This window comes from Enterobacter cloacae complex sp. P24RS (assembly GCF_014982165.1).
Taxonomy (GTDB): Bacteria; Pseudomonadota; Gammaproteobacteria; order Enterobacterales; family Enterobacteriaceae; genus Enterobacter; species Enterobacter quasihormaechei.
Genome location: NZ_JADCKU010000010.1, coordinates 61,521 through 81,864, shown reverse-complemented (window position 1 = coordinate 81,864; position 20,344 = coordinate 61,521). Strand labels below are relative to the sequence as shown.

Below are 20,344 nucleotides of genomic sequence, written 5' to 3'. Positions count from 1 at the left end.
GAATTTTGCAAATGGCAAAGATTAAAGGTCAAGTTAAGTGGTTCAACGAATCTAAAGGTTTTGGTTTCATTACTCCTGCTGACGGCAGCAAAGACGTGTTCGTACACTTCTCTGCAATCCAGGGTAACGGCTTCAAAACTCTGGCTGAAGGCCAGAACGTTGAGTTCGAAATTCAGGACGGCCAGAAAGGCCCAGCTGCGGTTAACGTAACTGCTATCTGATCGAATCACTGCTGACTGAAGCGCCAGGCGCTTCGCTCTCAGACATAAGCCTCGCCGATGCGGGGCTTTTTTATTCGCTTATTTTTCAAAATATTACGTAATCCACCTCTGTTAGTATCTTGTTGCAAACCCATGAGGTTATTAGCATTCTTTTCCCGTCTTATTATCCGTTTTTCCCGTTAAATCAGGGCGTTGATCAACAGCCCTGGGGTTAAGGTGAAAAAAAAGACAATAACGACCACCGGAAACTTTACGCCGGCACGTTTTGCACTTCTGTGTCTCGCTATCTTTTGTAGCCTCGCGTTTCTGCTGGGCCGCGTGGCGTGGCTACAAATTATCAAACCGGATAATCTGGTGAAGCAGGAGGATATGCGCTCCCTGCGCGAAGTGGCGATAGACGCCCCGCGTGGGATGATTGTTGACCGTGAAGGGCGTCCCCTTGCGGTAAGCGTACCCGTGCAGGCCGTCTGGGCCGATCCCAAAACCGTGCTGGAAAAAGGGGGCGTCGGGTTTGATTCGCGCTGGCAGGCTCTGGCAAATGCCTTACATCTTTCTCTGAGCACGCTCGCATCCCGGATTAACAGCAACCCGCACGGGCGATTCATTTATCTTGCCCGTCAGGTTGATCCCTCCCAGGCAAAGTGGATCGATAAGCTGCGTCTTCCCGGTATTAACCTTCGCGATGAGTCCCGCCGCTTTTATCCCGCCGGACACGTGGCGGCTAACCTGATTGGCTTCACGAACATTGATGGTCAGGGTATTGAGGGCGTCGAGAAAAGTTTCAACACGCAGCTCACCGGGAAGGCAGGCGTGCGGCTGGTCAGGAAAGATCGCTATGGACATGTGGTGGAGAACCTCACTGAGGTGGCCCCCGTTCCTGCCCACAATATCCAGCTCAGTATTGATGAACGCCTGCAAACCATCACCGAAGACGCGCTGGATAATGCCGTGGCGTGGAACAAAGCCGAGTCAGGCGCGTCGGTACTGATTAATATCCAGACGGGCGAAATACTGGCGATGGCCAGCTTCCCGGACTTCAACCCCAACAATCGGGAAGGGGCAACGCTGGATGATTTTCGCAATCGCGCGATCAGCGACACCTTTGAACCGGGCTCGACCGTTAAGCCTCTGGTGTTGATGACGGCGCTACAGCAGGGGCTGGTTCAGCCTGACAGCGTGATAGACACGCATCCCTACACTATTGATGGGCATCGTATTCGCGACGTGGGCTACTATCCGGAACTGACGATGACCGGGATCCTGCAAAAGTCCAGCGACACGGGCGTATCCCGTCTTTCGCTGGCGATGCCCGTGCAACGGTTACTGGATACCTATAAGCACTTTGGTTTTGGCGAGAGTACCGGGCTTGGCTTAACGGGGGAAAGCGCTGGCTTACTGCCACAGCGAAAATTCTGGAGCCAGTTAGACCGGGCGACCTTTGCATTCGGCTATGGCCTGATGGTCACCCCCCTCCAGCTGGCGCATGTGTATGCCACCATCGGCAGCTATGGTATTGAACGGCCTCTGTCCATTACCCGTATCGATCCGCCGGTGATTGGCAAACGGGTGATGCCCGAGGAAATTGTTCATGAGGTGGAACACATGATGGAGAGCGTCGCGTTACCCGGCGGTGGTGGGATCAAAGCAGCGGTGCGTAACTATCGCGTGGCGATTAAAACCGGGACGGCCAAAAAAATCGATGAACACGGTAAGTATGTGGATAAATACGTCGCCTACACAGCGGGCGTTGCGCCCGCCAGCGATCCTCGTTTTGCGCTGGTGGTGGTGATCAACGACCCGAAAAACGGCGCCTACTACGGCGGGGCGGTTTCTGCGCCCGTTTTCAGCGAAATTATGGGGAACGTACTGCGTCTGGAAAACGTAAAGCCAGACGGGCTGCCGGCAGATTCTGAGCATCTGATTGTGATGCGTTACCCAGCCGTTTATAACCCTGGCGAATAGCGGTACACTTCGCCTTTTGGTTTACGCCCTGGAGTTGTCATGTCTTTCTGCTGTCCCCTTTGCCACGCGCCGCTGACGCGCGCGGAGAAAACGTTTATCTGTCCACAGGGACATCAGTTTGACAGGGCGAAAGAGGGCTATGTGAATCTTCTGCCTGTACAGCACAAGCGCTCCCGGGACCCGGGTGACAGCGCGGAGATGATGCAGGCCCGCCGGGCGTTTCTCGATGCCGGGCACTATCAACCGCTCAGGGATTCTGTCGTCGACTTACTCGGTAACTGTCTGACAGAAGGCGCATCCGCCATGCTGGATATCGGCTGTGGCGAAGGCTACTACACCGCAACGTTTGCAGACGTGGCGGCTGAGAAGGGCGCCGAAACGTACGGCCTGGACGTATCGAAAGTGGCAATCCGTGCGGCAGCAAAACGCTATTCCGCGGTGACGTTCTGCGTGGCCTCCAGCCACCGTCTGCCGTTTGAGGAGGCGAGCATGGACGCCGTGGTGCGTATCTACGCGCCGTGCAAGGCAGAGGAGCTGGCGCGCGTGGTTAAGCCCGGCGGGTGGGTTATCACCGTTACGCCAGGGCCCCGTCATCTGCTGGAGCTGAAAGGGCTGATCTATGATGAAGTGCACCTGCATGCGCCTCACTCAGAACAGCTGGCGGGCTTTGCGTTAAAGCAGGAGCTGTCGGTGGCGTATGAAATGACGTTACAGGGAAGCGAAGCTGTGGCGTTACTGCAAATGACGCCGTTTGCGTGGCGGGCAAAACCCGCGGTGTGGGAAACGCTGGCAGCGCAGACAGAATTTCGCTGCCAGACGGATTTCAGCATCCATTGCTGGCAGCGCGAAGGTTAACCCGCGAAGTGTGCCCAGAGGATTTGGGCACCAATCCCGATCAACACGATACCGCCCAAAATTTCGGCTCGTTTACCCAGCAGCGGGCCAATGAACCGGCCAACCATCATCCCCAGCGTTGACATGATAAGCGTCGCGCAGCCAATCGCCAGCGCGGTGGCGATAATATTGACCTGCAAAAACGCCAGACCGACACCGACGGCCATGGCGTCCAGGCTGGTTGCGATAGCGGTGGTCACCAGAAGCCAGAAGCCGTGGCGGTGCAGCGGCGCGTCATCTTCATCGCTGTTGCCCCGCAAACCTTCAATCAACATCCGGCCGCCGAGAAAGACCAGCAGCACGAAGGCAATCCAGTGGTTCCACTCCAGCACAAACTGGCTGGCGAGCATCCCCAGACCCCATCCGATAAGCGGCGTCAGCGTTTCGATAGCGCCAAAGATAAGACCGGTACGCAGGGCTTCGGAAAATTTAGGTTTATGGAGGGTAGCACCTTTACCGATAGAGGCGGCAAATGCGTCCATTGACATGCCAAAGGCCAGGAGGATCGTAGCGGAGATATTCATAAGCGCGTCCAGACCGGGGATATCCATATGACACATCACTGCCCCCAGTAAACAGCAGTTGATGTATCTATGGTCTCGCCTGATCCCTTTGGCACAGTAAGTGCTGAAAGCGATCCGTACGCGCCACGTTTTTCAACGAGTATGTTGACACGTACATTTCCTGAAGGCAGGAAATCGGCTACTCCCCAACGACGGGCGCAACCTTAACATATTTTGAGAATATAAAACAACAGTCAGAAAGGCTTAATTCAGGGACTGCGTTGATAACGATTTTCATTTAGATTTATGGGTGAAAATATCGTTAAGAAATATAAGCTATTTAACGGGGAGGATATAGCATCGGCTATATTACGAACAAGAAAATTACGCAATATATAGCCGAAGCTATAATAGTAACTCATTGAGTTTTAACGAGTAATCTGTAGATCTTTTCCAGGTCATCAATATTTTTAACCCGAATGAGCAGGCGGCGTTGTTCTAATTGCATCACCAGCACCCCGTCCTCGGATAAATTCATCTCTTTAATACGGTTATATTCTATCCAGACATTGGCGAAGAAGAATCCCTGTTTTTTAAAAATGAGTTTTGGCGAGCGGATCCAGAACAGGTAAATCGCCATTAATGCCAGCGCACATAATAACCATGTGGTTAATATTGCACCGTGGCTGGTCACGTTATTGTAAATCAGAATGACCACCAGCCCGGCGAAGATGAATGCATCAATGCGTCCACGGCGTAAGAGGGGAAGGGTCAGCAGCGTCTCGCCGTGGCGGCGAGGCATAATGAACTCGTCATAGATCGCGTAAGCCAGAAGGGCAACAATAAACAAAACCAGTACGGTGTCCGTGACAGTCATTCATCCTCCAGATAAAAAGACCGGGGGCAAGCCCCCGGTCGGTAACGCATTTTATTACAGACCCAGCAGGCCGACGGCGTAGCCCGCGATACCGATGACGAAGAAGCCAACGATGATCCACAGCGGGTTCACTTTCTTACGCAGCAGCCACATGCAGGCGAAGGTTAACAGCAGCGGTACCAGGCCCGGCATCAGCTGGTCCAGAATGGTCTGCACGGTGGTAACGCGCGTCTGACCATCCTGACCGGTGATGGTCGATACCACCAGCGGGATGTTCACGTGCGTCCACTTGTTAACCAGCGCCCCCATCACAAACAGGCCGAGGATTGACGCCCCCTCAGTCAGTTTTTGCAGGAAGCCGCCGCCCATATCCTTAACGATATCCACCCCTTTACGGTAGCCGTACGCCACGCCGTAGTAACGGGTCAGCAGACGCACCGCGTTAAACAGGATGAAGAACAGCAGAGGACCAAGCAGGCTGCCGCTCATGGCAATACCGGCACCCAGCGCCGCAAACACCGGACGCACGGTTCCCCAGAAGATAGGGTCGCCCACGCCTGCCAGCGGCCCCATCAGACCGACTTTGATCCCGTTGATGGCACCATCGTCAATCTCAGCCCCGTTCGCACGCTGCTCTTCCATCGCCAGCGTTACGCCCAGAACAGGCGCCGCGACGTAGGGATGGGTGTTGAAGAATTCCAGGTGACGCTTAATTGCCTGACGGCGCGCTTCGTTGTTTTCCGGATACAGGCGTTTGATTGCCGGCACCATGGAGAAGCAGAAGCCGAGCGCCTGCATACGTTCGAAGTTCCATGAACCCTGAAACAGGTTAGAACGGATGAACACGCCACGAATATCACCCGGAGTGAGTTTTTTCTCAGTGGTAGTTTTTGTCATATCAACCATTTCGCTCACCTGTTAGTCCAGTTCGTTATCGAGATCGTTGTTACCAGCGGCCTGCGCAGGGGCACCCGCGACGCGGTTGTATTTCGGGCTGAGCTGGATATAAAGAATTGCCATCACCGCGCCAATCACGCCGAGCGCAACCAGGTTGAAGTTGGTGAACGCAGCGGTAACGAAGCCGAGGTAGAAGAATGGCATCAGGTAGCCCGCACGCATCATGTTGATGACCATCGCATAACCGACCACCACAATCATGCCGCCGGCGATGTTCAGACCGCTGGTGACCACTTCAGGGATGGCGTTCAGCATGCTCTGAACTTCGCTGGTCCCCACGGAGATCGCCACGATAACCGCCGGGATCGCGATACGCATCGCTTGCAGGAACAGGGAGGAAACGTGGATCCAGGAGAGCGCCGTAAGGTTGCCGTTTTCGGCTGCCTTATCCGCCGCGTGCTGGAAGGCCACGGTGATAGTACGAACGATGATGGTCAGTACCTGGCCCGCAGCGGCCAGTGGAATAGCCAGCGCGATACCGGCACCAATACTCTGGTGACCGGCGATAACCAGAACGGTTGAGATAATGGACGCCAGGGCGGCATCTGGCGCAACGGCTGCACCGATGTTCATCCAGCCGAGGGCGATCATTTCCAGCGTACCACCGATAATGATACCGGTTTTCATGTCACCGAGAACGGCGCCAATCAGCGTACAGGCCACCAGAGGACGGTGGAACTGAAATTCATCAAGTACGGATTCCATACCCGCAATACATGCGACGATGAACACCAGTACAATTTGAAGAGTAGTAATCTCCATTGCACTTCTCCTATTACATAAGCTTTATATGAAAAACCGGCCCGGGCTTATTTCCCCACTTTGCCGATCAAATCCATCATTTTCAGTTTCTGATCCGTGGAAACCTTACGGGCTTCCAGTTCGATACCGCGGGCATTCAGCTTATTGAAGGCCTCGATATCTTTCGCATCCACTGAAATCGCGTTATTGACCTGCGTTTTGCCCTGACGGAATGCCATACCGCCAATGTTAACGGAGGTGATTTTCACGCCGCCTTCAACAAGGCGTTCGACGTCTGTCGGGTTGGTGAAGAGAAGCATCACGCGTTCGCCCGCATATTTCGGGTTGTTGTAAACGCGGATCATTTTGGCGACATCCACGACGTGCGCGGTAACGCCCGGCGGTGCAACCTGGGTAAGAAGTGTTTTGCGGACAGTGTCAGCGGCCACTTCGTCACTGACCACGATAATGCGTTGTACGTTTGTCTCTTTGGTCCAGCGTGTCGCCACCTGGCCGTGGATCAGACGGTCATCAATACGCGCAAGGCCGATAACCATGTAATCGTTCGGACCCATTGGCTTCGCCGGTGCAGCGGCCTTTGGTGCAGCAGGGGCAGGGGCGGCTTTTTCAACCGGCTGTGCTTTCAGCGCCTTAACGCCTTCGCGACCGGTTTCCACCGCCAGCGCCACCAGCTCGTCAAAGCCTGGGTTGTCGTCACGCGCCATCAAGGTTTCCACCAGCATCGGGATATTCACCCCGGCGACGACTTCATAATGCTCTTTATCGACGACAATGCGGCTGGCAGCGTTGAACGGGCTGCCGCCCCATGTATCCACGAGAAACAGCACGCCTTTGCTGGTATCCAGCTTCTCAAGCTGAGCAGTATATTTTTCAATCAGCGTCTCGGCGTTTTCACCGGGAACGAAATCGATCCAGCCGACGTTTTCCTGCTCGCCCAACAGCATCTCTGCCGTTTTGAGTAACTGCTCCGCAGCCCAACCATGTGTGCCTATGACAATAGCAATGGTCACTTGCTACCTCCTATTATTATCATTTATACGTCTGCCAGGCAGGCGTACTGAGAATCGTATTGGCGAACCGAATCGATTCAGATAAGGGTTAGAGTTCTAAAAAACCAAGACTTCCGCGAATTATTTTAGATAGTGAAAAAATAATTTATGTGATGAAGATCCGTAATTTAGCTACGCATTACAGATTTTTCTAAAAGATAAACCGCGTGTGTTACAGAAGTTTGCAAAGGAACGTAAATCTTTGCTAAATACCAATTGTCTCTGATATGTTTAGCGTCCGTTTAATTATTCAGGAGTATAGGGCTACAGCCCACTATATGGACCGTCACCGACGTCAGTCATCTTCCAGGCCATCCCGCGCCTTATTCACCGGCGATCTTCGCCACGCATCGACTCTCATTTCCTTTGAACTGCCCGAAATCAGCGGGGCACCGTTTTGTCATTCCTTTAGCAGGAGCGTGTCATGGAATTCTTAATGGACCCGTCAATCTGGGTAGGACTGCTTACGCTGGTCGTGCTGGAGATCGTTCTCGGTATTGATAACCTGGTGTTTATCGCCATCCTGGCGGACAAGCTGCCGCCGAAACAGCGTGACAAAGCCCGTCTGATCGGCCTCTCGCTGGCGCTGATCATGCGACTGGGCCTGCTGTCCGTGATCTCGTGGATGGTTACGCTGACGAAGCCGCTGTTCACCGTGATGGATTTCACCTTCTCCGGTCGCGATTTGATCATGCTGGTGGGGGGGCTTTTCCTGCTGTTCAAAGCCACAACGGAGCTGCATGAACGGCTGGAAAACCGGCAGCACGACGGTGGACACGGTAAAGGCTATGCCAGCTTCTGGGTCGTTGTTCTTCAGATCGTGGTGCTTGATGCGGTCTTCTCGCTGGATGCGGTGATTACGGCGGTCGGCATGGTGAACCATCTGCCGGTGATGATGGCGGCGGTTGTGATTGCGATGGCGGTAATGCTGCTGGCCTCGAAGCCGCTGACGCGTTTCGTCAACCAGCACCCGACGGTAGTGGTGCTGTGTCTGAGCTTCCTGCTGATGATTGGTCTGAGCCTGGTGGCAGAAGGTTTTGGCTTCCATATTCCGAAAGGCTACCTGTACGCCGCGATTGGCTTCTCGATCTTAATCGAGCTGTTTAACCAGATTGCGCGCCGTAACTTTATTAAGCAGCAGTCGAATCAGCCGCTGCGCGCCCGTACCGCCGATGCGATCCTGCGCCTGATGGGCGGCCGTCGCCAGGTGAACGTGCAGGCGGACAGCGAGAACCGCAACCCGGTTCCGGTGCCGGAAGGCGCGTTTGTGGAAGAAGAACGCTATATGATCAACGGCGTGCTTTCGCTGGCCTCCCGCTCTCTGCGCGGCATTATGACGCCGCGCGGAGAAATCAGCTGGGTGGATGCCAACCTGAGCGTCGACGAAATTCGTCAGCAGCTGCTCTCCTCGCCGCACAGCCTGTTCCCGGTCTGTCGGGGCGAGCTGGATGAGATCATCGGCGTGGTGCGCGCGAAAGAGATGCTCGTGGCGCTGGAAGAGGGCGTCAACGTCGAGGCCGTTGCAGCCGCGTCGCCTGCCATCGTGGTGCCGGAGACGCTGGATCCGATTAACCTGCTGGGCGTGCTGCGTCGTGCCCGCGGCAGTTTTGTTATCGTCACCAACGAATTTGGTGTGGTACAGGGGCTGGTCACGCCGCTTGACGTGCTGGAAGCGATCGCGGGTGAATTCCCCGATGCGGATGAAACGCCGGAAATCGTTGCCGACGGTGACGGCTGGCTGGTGAAAGGTACCACCGATCTGCACGCGCTCTCGCACACGCTGGGCGTTGAAAACGTAGTCAATGACGATGAAGACATCGCCACCGTGGCAGGGCTGGTGATTGCCGTTAACGGACAGATCCCGCGTGTCGGTGATGTGCTGGAGCTGCCGCCGCTGCAAATTACCATCGTTGAAGCCAACGACTATCGCGTTGATATGGTGCGTATTGTTAAAGAGCAGTCCGCACACGACGAAGAAGAGTAACGCTTGCTAGCGTAACGGCAATAACGGCACGATGTGTCCATTGTGACGGGCTGGCGGAGAGGCACTTTCCGCCAGCCATGTCGGAAACTCCCGCAGCGGCATTGGTCGCGCATACAAGAACCCCTGCAAAATGTGTACGCTGTGACGGCGCAAATAGCGCGACTGCTCCTCGGTTTCAACCCCTTCCGCAACCAGTTCTATATTCAGCCGCTGGCCCAACGCAATAATGATATCCGTGACCGTTGAGTTCACGGCGTCGGTGCCGATCGCGGTGGTGAAGGATTTATCAATTTTCAGCACGTCCGGACGCAGCTTTTCAAGCCACGAAAGTGAGCTATTGCCGGTACCAAAATCATCAATCGCAAGTTTCACCCCTTTACGGTGCAGCTCGCGCACGATGCGGTAATCCACATCAAGCAACGCATCGCGTTCAGTTAACTCCACAATCAGCTGCTGAACCGGATTGGCGTTAAACCAGATGCGGTTGAGATCCCGGATCAGCGCAGCGCGGCGAAAATGGCTGGCGGCCACGTTAATGCCGATATGGAAATCGCGCGAGGCCGGGAAATAGCCTATCTGCCGCACCGTTTCGCTGATGACGTAGCGGGTAAGCGGAACAATCAGGTTATGTTCTTCGGCCAGAGGGATAAAGACATCGGGTGAGATCCATCCCTGACGCGGGTTATTCCAGCGCAGAAGGATCTCGACGCCGACGCACTCCCGCGTGCGGGCATTCATCAGCGGCTGGCAGAAGAGTTCAAACTCCCGGGCGGCAATCCCCATATTGATTTCCCAGGTGAAACTGATGCGCCGCGCCGTGGCGAGCCAGACGATATAGCCCATCAGTAAGCTGAGCATCAGCGCCAGCGGAAGCTGAGTGGGCAGATTCCTCAACGCCATTTCGCCTGGCCCCGGGCCGCTGACAGTGACGCTGAAGGGGTACCGCTGTGACGACTGTTCCAGCAGGGAGGCGTGTTCATCGAAGGTCAGCGTATTCGTGACCTGTTGCCCGTCGCGGAGAAAATTATCGCCCACCTTGAGGACAACGTCGGTAATCAGCGGCCGCTGCGGCTCAAGGATCATTTTGGTTATGAGATCGATATTCACCACCTCCATCACCCCATCCTTGCTCCGGCCCGCCACGGGGGACCACTGGATCAGCACCGGGCTGCCCTTTAACAGCCACCGGTCGGTCAATAACAGCAGCCTGGGATCGCTCGCCGGCAGGATCGGGTGAAATTCGCTGACGGGCACATTACGAATGCCGAACACGCTTGAGCAATACAGCGTGCCGTCTTTTACAAGGGCGATTGAGCGTACGGTTTGCAGAATCGCCGCCTGTTTTCGCAGGACAAGATTCACCCCGGAACAGGGTTCACCCACCAGCGCGATGAGGGTTTCACGGTGGGTTTCCAGGGACATCAGCACCTTGTCCAGCGCGCGGACGGTGCTCTGAGCAAAGTCCTGGATCCGATCCTGATTTATGTTGCGCTGTGAAATAAAGCGAATGCCCAACGTCAGGACGAGCGTCATGAGCGCAACCGTGACGCAGACGATAACGCGTTTTCGGCGATAGTCTTTAATGATCGTTTGTGCAGTTTGCATGAACGGTCGCCTGTTAAGCACCGGCCGGAAGAGCCAGACGCAACAGTGACAGTGTAGTGGGGATTACGTGAAGCGACGAGACGAGAGAAGAAAATTCGCCCATCCGTTGTGGATGGGCGAAAGGAAGGCTTAGTCGCACTGCACCTTAATGGCCAGACCACCGCGGGAGGTCTCGCGGTACTTCGCATTCATGTCCTTGCCGGTTTCGTACATGGTTTCGATAACCTTATCCAGCGACACGCGTGGCTCGCTGGTGCGACGCATCGCCATGCGCGAGGCGTTGATGGCCTTAACGGAGGCGATGGCGTTACGCTCAATGCACGGCACCTGCACCTGGCCGGCAACCGGGTCACAGGTCAGACCGAGGTTATGCTCCATGCCGATTTCCGCCGCCACGCAAACCTGCTCAGGGCTTGCGCCCAGCAGCTCCGCCAGTCCCGCTGCCGCCATGGAGCAGGCAACGCCCACTTCACCCTGACAGCCCACTTCCGCACCGGAGATAGAGGCGTTCATTTTGTACAGTGCGCCGATGGCGCCTGCCGCGAGGAAATAACGGATGTAAATGTCCGGCGTGACGGGCTCGATAAAGTGATCGTAGTAGGCCAGCACCGCCGGAACGATACCGCACGCGCCGTTGGTCGGCGCGGTCACCACGCGGCCCCCTGCGGCGTTCTCTTCGTTCACCGCCAGAGCAAACATGTTCACCCAGTCAACCACGTTCATCGGGTCGTTGGAGAATTTGTCCGTGGTGACCAGCATACGGCGCAGCGCGGATGCACGACGCGGCACGCGCAACGGGCCCGGCAGAACGCCTTCGGTGTTCATACCGCGATCGATACAGGCGCGCATGGTTTGCCATACGTTAGCAAAATAGTCTTCGATCTCTTTTTTGCTGTGCAGCGCCAGCTCGTTCTTCATCACCATGCCGGAGAGGGACAGACCGGTCTCTTTGCAGTAGCCCAGCATTTCGGTGGCGGATTTGAACGGATAGGGCACATTGACGTCGCCCGCGCTCTCTTTACCAAAGTGTTCTTCGTCAACGATGAAGCCACCGCCGATGGAGTAGTAGGTTTTGCTGTAGATCTCTTTTTCGCCGCTCCAGGCGTGGATGGTCATGCCGTTTTCGTGCAGCGGCAGGTTGTCGCTGCGAAAACGCATCCCGTCATCCTGCGGGAAGTCCACTTCATGCTGACCGTTAGCCAGCAGCAGGCGTCCGCGCGTTTCCACGTCGCGGATAAATGCCGGAATGGCATCAATATCAACAGTGTCCGGCATGTTGCCCGCCAGACCCATAATAATGGCGATATCGGTGTGGTGGCCTTTACCCGTTAATGACAGTGAACCGTAAACGTCTACGGCAACACGGGTAACGCTTTCCAGTAATCCTTTTTCGACCAGATCATCGACGAACTGTTTACCGGCCTTCATCGGCCCTACAGTGTGGGAAGAGGACGGGCCAATCCCCACTTTGAACATGTCGAATATACTAATCACTTTCACACTCCTGACAGGGTTACTGGGGTTCCAGTAACGATGTTATAACTGCGCATAGTGTAAGAGGGAACACCAACCTCGGCTTAACTATTCACATGAATTAAACTAATGGTTAACGATGGTTTTGCTAATAGCGCGACGCCGATCGCAAACCTGCCAGAAAAGGGTGGAATGTAAAGTATAGTCAAGGCTTCAGGCCGATTTGCAGCGCCAGTTCACGAATAATGCCTGCCGTCATGCCCCAGACAAAATAATGCTGATACCACGACAGCCAGACCCGATGATCGTGCCCGCGACGGTGAATATCCAGCGGGTGATAGCGACCCAGACGAAGGGCCTCTTCAAGCGGCATTTCGAACACAGCTGAAACTTCATCGACGCTGGCGTGATATTGAAGATCGGGCGGAATAATGCCGACCACCGGCGTGACCTGAAAACCGGTGACGCTGTCGACCGGCGGCAGCACGCCGATCACCTCCACCGCTTCCGGGGGGATCGCCACTTCCTCATGCGCCTCGCGCAGCGCGGCGGCAATCAGGGAAGCATCGGTGCTGTCCACCGCGCCGCCGGGAAACGCAACCTGACCGGCGTGTTTTCGCATATGCGGTGCGCGCTGGGTAAGCAACAGACCCGGCTGTTCACGACGCACAACCGGGATCAGCACCGCCGCCTGACGTTGATTCAACGTGGCGCGGTTGACCTGGGGCCGCAGAAGCTGAAAGCGCGACAAAAAATCATCCAGCGTCAGGTTTTCTTTCTTCACCGTGAGTTCTCCAGTTGTTTCAGGATACGATTCACTTTATCAAACGTTTCCTGATATTCCGCTCCGGCCTGGCTGTCGGCCACAATGCCACCGCCTGCGGAGCAGTACAGATTCCCGCCGCAGGCGGTGAGCGTGCGAATGGTGATGCTGGTGTCCATGGTTCCGCACAGGCTCACATAGCCGATGCTGCCGCACCAGGCGTTGCGGCGATGGGGTTCCAGTTCGTCGATAATCTCCATCGCGCGCACCTTTGGCGCGCCGGTGATGGAGCCTCCCGGAAACGCGGCGCGGAGCAGATCGCAGGCGGTGCGCGAGGACGGCAGACGGGCGGTAATGGTGCTGACAAGATGATGCACCGCCGGGAAAGGCTCCACGATAAACAGCTCCGGTACGCGCAAGCTGCCCGGCTCGGCGACGCGGCCAATGTCATTGCGCATCAGATCGACAATCATCAGGTTTTCGGCACGGTCTTTGGGCGAGGCAGCCAGCTTCTGCGCCTGCTGACGGTCTGCATCCGGATCGTCAAGGCGCGGCAGGGTGCCCTTGATCGGGCGGGTCTGAATCGTCCCTTCCGCCAGATGGATAAAACGCTCGGGCGAAAGGCTGAGGATCGCGCCGCGCTCCAGGCGTATAAACGCGCTGAACGGCGCCTTGTTGCTGGCATTGAGGCGGATAAACGCCTGCCATTCATCCCCCCGGTATGCTGCCTGGAAGCGCTGGGCCAGGTTCACCTGATAGCAGTCGCCGCTTTGCAGATACGCCTGCACGCGGGAGAATTTTTCCGCGTATTCCATCGCGCTCATGTTTGAGCGCCAGCCGGAGGTCAGCATAAACTGCTCCGTTACGGCGGGCCGTTGCGCCTCAAGCCAGGCCCGACGCGCCTGCACGTCACGATGGCTCAGCAGGGAGACCGTCTGCTTACGGTGATCCACGATCAGCGCCCAGTCATACAGCCCCACCGCCATATCCGGCAGGGCAATATCCGCCTGCGCTAACTCGGGCAGCTTTTCGAATCGACGACCCAGATCGTAACCAAACAGCCCCAGCGCGCCTCCCTGGAAAGGAAGGTCCGGGTTCGGCGTGGCGGATAAGCCCAGCGCGTTAATCTCCTGCTGAAGCCGCAGCAGCGGATCGTCCGTTGGCGACAGCTCATCGGTCGTCAGCGTTTTCACCGGATCGGCCACCAGAATATCAAAACGGCTGTAAGGGTGATCCGCATGGCCTGAGTGCAGCAGCATGGCAAAAGGAAGATGGCTCAGACGGGCAAACCAGAACTCGGCGGCGTCCGTACGCCAGGGCAAGGTAATAACAGTGGGGAAGCGCATGTTCATGTATGGCATACTACCGGGCAGCGTGAAATAATTAGCGCGAATAATTTAGCAGGAGTTAACGATGTTTGCAGGTTTACCTTCTCTCAGCCAGGACCAACAGCAGAAAGCCGTTGAACGTATTCAGGAGCTGATGTCCCAGGGGATGAGCAGCGGACAGGCGATTTCCCAGGTCGCGGAAGAACTTCGCGCCACCCATACCGGTGAGCGTATCGTGGCGCGTTTTGAGGATGAAGATGAAGAATAACCGGCTTACACTGCCGCGATAATCTTGATCTCAACTTTGTATTCCGGTTTCATCAGCGTGGCCTGTACGGTGCAGCGTACAGGCGCGTGACCCGCCACGACCCACGCATCCCAGGCTTTGTTCATCGCCGCGAAATCGTCTTTATTCGCCAGAAAAATGGTCGCATCCAGAATGCGGGATTTATCGCTGCCCTGTTTTTCCAGCACAGCATCAATTTGCGCCAGGGTGTTCGCCGTCTGCTCGAAGGCGTCAGCGTCCAGATTGGCAGGGACACCGGTGTAGTAAAGCGTCTGGTTATGGATCACCACATCAGACCAGCGGGCTTCGGCATCAATGCGCGTAATTGTCATAAACGTATCCTCGTAATCTTTCGTCGTCAGGCGGCAAGACTGCCATAATGTTCCGCCGTCGTCACTATTTGGGGTGGCACCGGAGAGAAGGGGCTGACATAATCCCTGTGCAAAAATACAGTGAGAGAACACCGTGGCAGACGATTTTTCCCCAGAAGGTCAGTTAGCACAGGCTATTCCCGGTTTTAAACCGCGTGAACCCCAGCGTCAGATGGCGCATGCCGTCGCGCACGCTATCGACAAGGCGCAGCCGCTGGTCGTGGAGGCCGGAACCGGTACGGGGAAAACCTACGCTTACCTCGCCCCTGCGCTGCGGGCGAAAAAGAAGGTGATCATCTCTACGGGGTCGAAAGCGCTTCAGGACCAGCTCTACAGCCGCGACTTGCCCACGGTGGCGAAAGCGCTGAAATACAAAGGGCGTCTGGCCCTGCTGAAAGGGCGCTCAAACTACCTGTGCCTGGAGCGTCTTGAACAGCAGGCGCTGGCCGGCGGAGATCTGCCGGTACAAACCCTGAGTGATGTGATCGTCCTGCGCGCCTGGGCCAACCAGACGGAGGAGGGGGACATCAGCACCTGCGCGAGCGTGCCGGAAGACTCCCCGGCCTGGCCGCTGGTGACCAGCACCAACGACAACTGCCTCGGCAGCGACTGCCCGCTGTACAAAGACTGTTTTGTGGTGAAAGCGCGTAAAACGGCGATGGATGCCGACGTGGTGGTGGTGAACCATCACCTGTTTCTTGCGGATATGGTGGTCAAGGACAGTGGATTTGGCGAGCTGATCCCGGAGGCAGAGGTGATGATCTTCGATGAAGCCCATCAGCTTCCGGACATCGCCAGCCAGTATTTTGGCCAGTCGCTCTCCAGCCGTCAGCTTCAGGATCTGGCGAAAGATATCACCATTGCCTATCGCACCGAACTCAAAGATACCCAGCAGTTGCAGAAGTGCGCGGACCGCCTGGCACAATGCGCGCAGGATTTCCGCTTACAGCTTGGCGAGCCGGGCTATCGCGGCAACCTGCGTGAACTGCTGGCAGACAAAAATATCCAGCGCGCGCTGCTGCTGCTCGACGATGCCCTTGAGCTCTGCTACGACGTGGCGAAGCTGTCACTGGGCCGTTCCGCCCTGTTAGACGCTGCCTTTGAACGCGCCACGCTCTATCGCGGGCGGCTGAAACGGCTGAAAGAGATCAACCAGCCGGGGTACAGCTACTGGTACGAATGCACCTCCCGCCACTTCACCCTGGCGCTGACGCCGCTGACCGTTGCCGATAAATTCAAAGAGGTGATGGCGCAAAAGCCCGGCACCTGGGTCTTTACCTCGGCCACGCTGTCGGTGAATGACGATCTGCATCACTTTACCGAGCGCCTCGGCATTGAGCAGGCTGAATCTCTGCTTCTGCCGAGCCCGTTTGACTACGAAAAACAGGCGCTGCTGTGCGTGCCGCGCAATCTGCCGCTGCCTAACCAGCCGGGGGCCGCGCGCCATCTGGCGGCCATGCTGAAGCCGATGATTGAGGCCAACAACGGGCGTTGTTTCATGCTGTGTACATCCCACGCCATGATGCGCGATTTGGCCGAGCAGTTCCGCGCCACCATGACGCTGCCGGTGCTGTTACAGGGAGAAACCAGTAAAGGCCAGCTGCTCCAGCAGTTTGTCAGCGCCGGTAATGCCCTGCTGGTGGCGACCAGCAGCTTCTGGGAAGGGGTGGACGTGCGCGGCGATACGCTCTCGCTGGTGATTATCGATAAGCTGCCGTTCACATCCCCGGACGATCCGCTCCTGAAAGCGCGCATGGAGGATTGCCGTCTGCGTGGGGGCGATCCGTTCGACGACGTCCAGCTGCCGGATGCGGTCATTACGCTTAAGCAGGGAGTAGGGCGACTGATCCGCGACGTCACCGACCGCGGCGTGCTGGTGATCTGCGATAATCGCCTGGTGATGCGCCCCTACGGCGCAACCTTCCTCGCCAGCCTGCCGCCCGCGCCGCGCACGCGGGATATTAAACGCGCGGTCCGCTTCCTGGCGAACCCAACGGCGGAGTAATTCTTGCCGGAGTGTGTTAAGATGCGCGCCATTTTGTGACTGACCCTTGCGAGAGCGCGACGACCAATGCGAATTCTGGCTATTGATACCGCAACAGAGGCGTGTTCCGTTGCCCTGTGGAACGACGGTAAGACCTTTGCCCATTTCGAAGAGTGCCCCCGGGAGCATACCCAGCGTATTCTTCCCCTGGTAAAAACCATTTTGACCGAGGGCAACGCCGCCCTGACCGACCTCGACGCGCTGGCCTATGGCCGTGGCCCGGGCAGCTTTACGGGCGTGCGTATCGGGATTGGCATTGCGCAGGGGCTGGCGCTGGGCGCTGACCTGCCGATGATCGGCGTCTCCACGCTTGCCACGATGGCGCAGGGCGCCTGGCGTATGACCGGCGCTACCCGCGTGCTGGCTGCCATCGACGCCCGTATGGGAGAAGTGTACTGGGCGGAATATACCCGTAATGAAAACGGCGTCTGGCACGGCGAAGAGACCGAGGCGGTGCTCAAGCCCGAAGCCGTGACTGAGCGCCTGAAGCAGCTCTCCGGCGAGTGGGCGACGGTGGGAACCGGCTGGCCGGCATGGCCTGAGATGGCGAAGGAAACCGGTATTACGCTGGTGGACGGCAACATGCTCCTGCCCGCCGCAGAAGATATGCTGCCGATTGCCCGTCAGCTGCTTGACGCAGGCAAAACCGTGGCAGTTGAGCACGCTGAACCCGTTTATTTACGAAACACCGTCGCGTGGAAGAAACTTCCAGGCCGCGAATGAATCTCAGTAACAGGAACTGAGAAAAAGGAGTCGCATCATGGCGGTTCAGACTAAAGTTGTACGCCTTCTTATGGCAGGCGTTGTTGCCATAGCACTGAGCGGTTGCGTCACCGTTCCTGATGCGATCAAGGGCACCAGCCCGACGCCACAGCAGGATCTGGTACGCGTGATGAACGCCCCGGAGCTCTATGTCGGGCAGGAAGCACGATTTGGCGGCAAGGTGGTTGAGGTCGTTAACCAGCAGGGTAAAACCCGTCTGGAAATCGCCACCGTTCCGCTGGACGACGGCGCGCGGCCGATTCTGGGTGAAGCCTCGCGCGGGCGGATCTACGCTGACGTCAGCGGCTTCCTCGATCCGGTTGATTTCCGCGGACAGCTGGTGACCGTCGTCGGGCCGATTACCGGTTCGGTAGCAGGTAAAATCGGCAATACGCCGTACAAATTTATGACCATGCAGGTCAACGGCTACAAGCGCTGGCGTATCGCCCAGCAGGTGGTGATGCCGCCACAGCCTATCGATCCGTGGATGTGGGGCCCTCATCCGTACCGTTACGGCTACGGTGGCTGGGGCTGGTATAACCCCGGTCCTGCACAGGTACAAACCATCGTAACTGAGTAACTTCCTGTTATTTATAGTAAAGAGACAGCGGCTCAGCCGCTGTCTCTGTTTTTTTACGCTTAAAACGAAAAAAAAGAGTGACGCGCTTCGCAACCTGTAATCTGAACAATTAATAAACTGGTACGCTGAGTTAATATAATGTTAACAAACTGTTTATTATCGGGGCTGTGATGACGACGAATACTCATTTCAGAGGTGATGCATTGAAAAAGGTTTGGCTTAACCGTTATCCCGCGGATGTTCCTGCGGAGATCAATCCTGACCGTTATCAATCCCTGATTGAATTATTTGAACACTCGGTACGGCGCTACGCCGACCAGCCCGCATTTGTGAATATGGGCGAAGTGATGACCTTCCGTAAGCTGGAGGAGCGCAGCCGGGCGTTTGCGGCCTATTTACAGGAGGGGCTGGGGTTGCAGAAAGGGGATCGCGTCGCGCTGATGATGCCAAACCTGCTGCAATATCCGGTGGCGCTGTTCGGGATCCTCAGGGCAGGGATGATCGTTGTTAACGTCAACCCGCTTTATACCCCGCGCGAGCTGGAACATCAGCTGAATGACAGCGGTGCGGCGGCGATTGTGATTGTCTCTAACTTTGCCCACACGCTGGAAAAAGTCGTTGAAAGAACCCAGGTTAAGCACGTCATTCTGACGCGCATGGGCGACCAGCTCTCTACCGCGAAAGGTACGCTGGTCAACTTTGTCGTTAAATACGTTAAGCGCCTGGTGCCGAAATACCATCTGCCGGATGCCATCTCCTTCCGCCGCGCGCTGCATGCGGGCTATCGCATGCAGTACGTCAAGCCTGAAGTGGTCTCAGAGGACCTGGCCTTCCTGCAATACACGGGCGGCACCACCGGCGTGGCGAAAGGGGCGATGCTGACCCATCGTAACATGCTGGCGAACCTGGAACAGGTTAACGCCACTTACGGGCCGCTGCTGCACCCGGGCAAAGAACTGGTGATCACCGCGCTTCCGCTGTATCACATTTTTGCGCTGACCATGAACTGCCTGCTGTTCATCGAGCTGGGCGGCCAGAACGTTCTGATTACTAACCCGCGCGACATTCCGGGGCTGGTCAAAGAGCTGGCGAAATACCCGTTCACCGCCATGACCGGCGTGAACACGCTGTTTAACGCTCTGCTCAACAATAAAGAGTTTCAGCAGCTGGATTTCTCCACGCTGCACCTCTCTGCGGGCGGCGGGATGCCGGTTCAGCAGGCGGTTGCCGAGCGTTGGGTCAAACTCACCGGGCAGTATCTGCTGGAAGGCTATGGCCTGACGGAGTGCGCCCCGCTGGTCAGCGTTAACCCGCATGACATCGACTACCACAGCGGCAGTATCGGCCTGCCGGTGCCGTCAACGGAAGCCAAACTCGTGGACGATGAGGGTAACGAAGTGCCTCACGGCGAGCCGGGCGAGCTGTGCGTAAGAGGGCCGCAGGTGATGCTGGGCTACTGGCAGCGCCCGGATGCCACGGACGAGATCATCAAAGACAGCTGGCTGTACACCGGCGACATCGCGGTGATGGACGACGAAGGCTTCCTGCGCATCGTCGATCGCAAGAAAGACATGATCCTCGTTTCCGGTTTCAACGTCTATCCGAACGAAATCGAAGACGTGGTGATGCAGCACAGCGGCGTGCTGGAAGTGGCCGCGGTGGGCGTTCCCTCCGGCAGCAGCGGGGAAGCGGTGAAGATATTTGTGGTCAGGAAAGATCCTTCTCTTACCGAGGAAGCGCTGATAACGTTTTGTCGCCGGCAGCTGACGGGCTATAAAGTGCCGAAGCTGGTGGAATTCCGCGATGAGCTGCCGAAATCCAACGTCGGGAAGATATTACGACGAGAATTACGTGACGAAGCCCGTGCCAAAGTGGACAATAAGGCCTGAGCTTCACGTTAATCGCCCAGACGCCGGTTAAGCC

Annotated in this window: 19 protein-coding genes and 1 riboswitch; of the genes, 9 read left to right on the top strand and 10 right to left on the bottom strand. The window is 56.6% G+C overall.

The annotated features are described in order from the left end of the window. Nucleotides 1-11: 11 nt before the first annotated feature. The 3 genes from cspE to rlmA all read left to right on the top strand — a co-directional run bounded on the left by cspE (nt 12) and on the right by rlmA (nt 3,038). Nucleotides 12-221, top strand: a complete 210-nt coding sequence (cspE, locus tag INF58_RS12445) for a transcription antiterminator/RNA stability regulator CspE (protein WP_001062678.1) — start codon at nt 12-14, stop codon at nt 219-221. A 216-nt stretch (nt 222-437) separates the two neighbouring features. Beyond that, nucleotides 438-2,183 carry a peptidoglycan glycosyltransferase FtsI gene (gene ftsI / locus INF58_RS12440; RefSeq protein WP_193527786.1) on the top strand — a complete coding sequence of 582 codons (1,746 nt, stop codon included), beginning with the start codon at nt 438-440 and terminating at the stop codon, nt 2,181-2,183. Nucleotides 2,184-2,222: 39 nt separating this feature from the next. Next, nucleotides 2,223-3,038 (top strand): 23S rRNA (guanine(745)-N(1))-methyltransferase, encoded by an 816-nt coding sequence (gene rlmA / locus INF58_RS12435; protein WP_193527785.1) that lies wholly within the window; start codon nt 2,223-2,225, stop codon nt 3,036-3,038. Here the strand turns inward: rlmA and mntP are convergent. From mntP to manX, 5 genes are all read right to left on the bottom strand, one after another. Continuing rightward, nucleotides 3,035-3,601 (bottom strand): manganese efflux pump MntP, encoded by a 567-nt coding sequence (gene mntP, locus INF58_RS12430; RefSeq protein WP_193527784.1) that lies wholly within the window; start codon nt 3,599-3,601, stop codon nt 3,035-3,037. The two genes, rlmA and mntP, sit on opposite strands and share 4 nt — an antisense overlap. 10 nt (nt 3,602-3,611) lie before the next feature. After that, nucleotides 3,612-3,800, bottom strand: a riboswitch (yybP-ykoY riboswitch). 198 nt (nt 3,801-3,998) lie between these two features. Then, the gene (locus tag INF58_RS12425; RefSeq protein ID WP_063449620.1) at nt 3,999-4,457 is read right to left on the bottom strand and encodes a DUF986 family protein; all 459 of its coding nucleotides are present in this window, start codon (nt 4,455-4,457) and stop codon (nt 3,999-4,001) included. Nucleotides 4,458-4,511: 54 nt separating this feature from the next. After that, entirely contained in the window at nt 4,512-5,363 is an 852-nt protein-coding gene (locus INF58_RS12420) for a PTS mannose transporter subunit IID (RefSeq protein WP_006810994.1), read from the bottom strand. 12 nt (nt 5,364-5,375) lie between these two features. Next, the gene (gene manY, locus INF58_RS12415) at nt 5,376-6,176 is read right to left on the bottom strand and encodes a PTS mannose transporter subunit IIC (protein ID WP_063868486.1); all 801 of its coding nucleotides are present in this window, start codon (nt 6,174-6,176) and stop codon (nt 5,376-5,378) included. Nucleotides 6,177-6,223: 47 nt separating this feature from the next. Continuing rightward, on the bottom strand, nt 6,224-7,186 hold the full coding sequence (gene manX, locus INF58_RS12410; RefSeq protein ID WP_193527783.1) for a PTS mannose transporter subunit IIAB: 963 nt from the start codon (nt 7,184-7,186) through the stop codon (nt 6,224-6,226). A gap of 463 nt (nt 7,187-7,649) precedes the next feature. On the opposite strand from manX, the gene yoaE reads away from it, so the two are divergent. Next, nucleotides 7,650-9,209, top strand: a complete 1,560-nt coding sequence (yoaE, locus tag INF58_RS12405) for a CNNM family cation transport protein YoaE (RefSeq protein WP_063449617.1) — start codon at nt 7,650-7,652, stop codon at nt 9,207-9,209. 6 nt (nt 9,210-9,215) lie between these two features. Here yoaE and INF58_RS12400 read toward each other — a convergent pair whose 3' ends face one another. The 4 genes from INF58_RS12400 to pabB all read right to left on the bottom strand — a co-directional run bounded on the left by INF58_RS12400 (nt 9,216) and on the right by pabB (nt 14,402). Then, a complete protein-coding gene (locus INF58_RS12400) occupies nt 9,216-10,814 on the bottom strand; it encodes an EAL domain-containing protein (RefSeq protein WP_193527782.1) in 1,599 nt (532 codons plus the stop codon). Between the two features lie 129 nt (nt 10,815-10,943). Beyond that, entirely contained in the window at nt 10,944-12,308 is a 1,365-nt protein-coding gene (gene sdaA, locus INF58_RS12395) for an L-serine ammonia-lyase (protein ID WP_047354210.1), read from the bottom strand. Nucleotides 12,309-12,492: 184 nt separating this feature from the next. Continuing rightward, nucleotides 12,493-13,071, bottom strand: coding sequence for a CoA pyrophosphatase (locus tag INF58_RS12390; RefSeq protein ID WP_063868489.1), 579 nt, complete (start codon nt 13,069-13,071; stop codon nt 12,493-12,495). Next, nucleotides 13,068-14,402: an aminodeoxychorismate synthase component 1 gene (gene pabB / locus INF58_RS12385; protein WP_193527820.1), complete on the bottom strand. Its 1,335-nt coding sequence runs from the start codon at nt 14,400-14,402 to the stop codon at nt 13,068-13,070. The genes INF58_RS12390 and pabB overlap by 4 nt, the downstream gene beginning before the upstream one ends. 61 nt (nt 14,403-14,463) lie before the next feature. On the opposite strand from pabB, the gene INF58_RS12380 reads away from it, so the two are divergent. After that, a complete protein-coding gene (locus INF58_RS12380; protein WP_193527781.1) occupies nt 14,464-14,646 on the top strand; it encodes a YoaH family protein in 183 nt (60 codons plus the stop codon). A gap of 5 nt (nt 14,647-14,651) precedes the next feature. Here the strand turns inward: INF58_RS12380 and INF58_RS12375 are convergent, their stop codons facing one another. Continuing rightward, nucleotides 14,652-14,996 carry a RidA family protein gene (locus INF58_RS12375; RefSeq protein ID WP_003859927.1) on the bottom strand — a complete coding sequence of 115 codons (345 nt, stop codon included), beginning with the start codon at nt 14,994-14,996 and terminating at the stop codon, nt 14,652-14,654. 133 nt (nt 14,997-15,129) lie between these two features. On the opposite strand from INF58_RS12375, the gene INF58_RS12370 reads away from it, so the two are divergent. The 4 genes from INF58_RS12370 (at nt 15,130) to fadD (ending at nt 20,310) form a co-directional block, all read left to right on the top strand. Continuing rightward, nucleotides 15,130-17,040: an ATP-dependent DNA helicase gene (locus INF58_RS12370; protein ID WP_023303884.1), complete on the top strand. Its 1,911-nt coding sequence runs from the start codon at nt 15,130-15,132 to the stop codon at nt 17,038-17,040. A 66-nt stretch (nt 17,041-17,106) separates the two neighbouring features. Continuing rightward, complete coding sequence (gene tsaB / locus INF58_RS12365) at nt 17,107-17,802, top strand: tRNA (adenosine(37)-N6)-threonylcarbamoyltransferase complex dimerization subunit type 1 TsaB (protein WP_193037053.1); 696 nt, start codon at nt 17,107-17,109, stop codon at nt 17,800-17,802. Nucleotides 17,803-17,839: 37 nt separating this feature from the next. Beyond that, on the top strand, nt 17,840-18,421 hold the full coding sequence (locus tag INF58_RS12360; protein ID WP_063449611.1) for a Slp family lipoprotein: 582 nt from the start codon (nt 17,840-17,842) through the stop codon (nt 18,419-18,421). Nucleotides 18,422-18,624: 203 nt separating this feature from the next. Next, a complete protein-coding gene (fadD, locus tag INF58_RS12355) occupies nt 18,625-20,310 on the top strand; it encodes a long-chain-fatty-acid--CoA ligase FadD (RefSeq protein ID WP_193527780.1) in 1,686 nt (561 codons plus the stop codon). Nucleotides 20,311-20,344 lie beyond the last annotated feature (34 nt).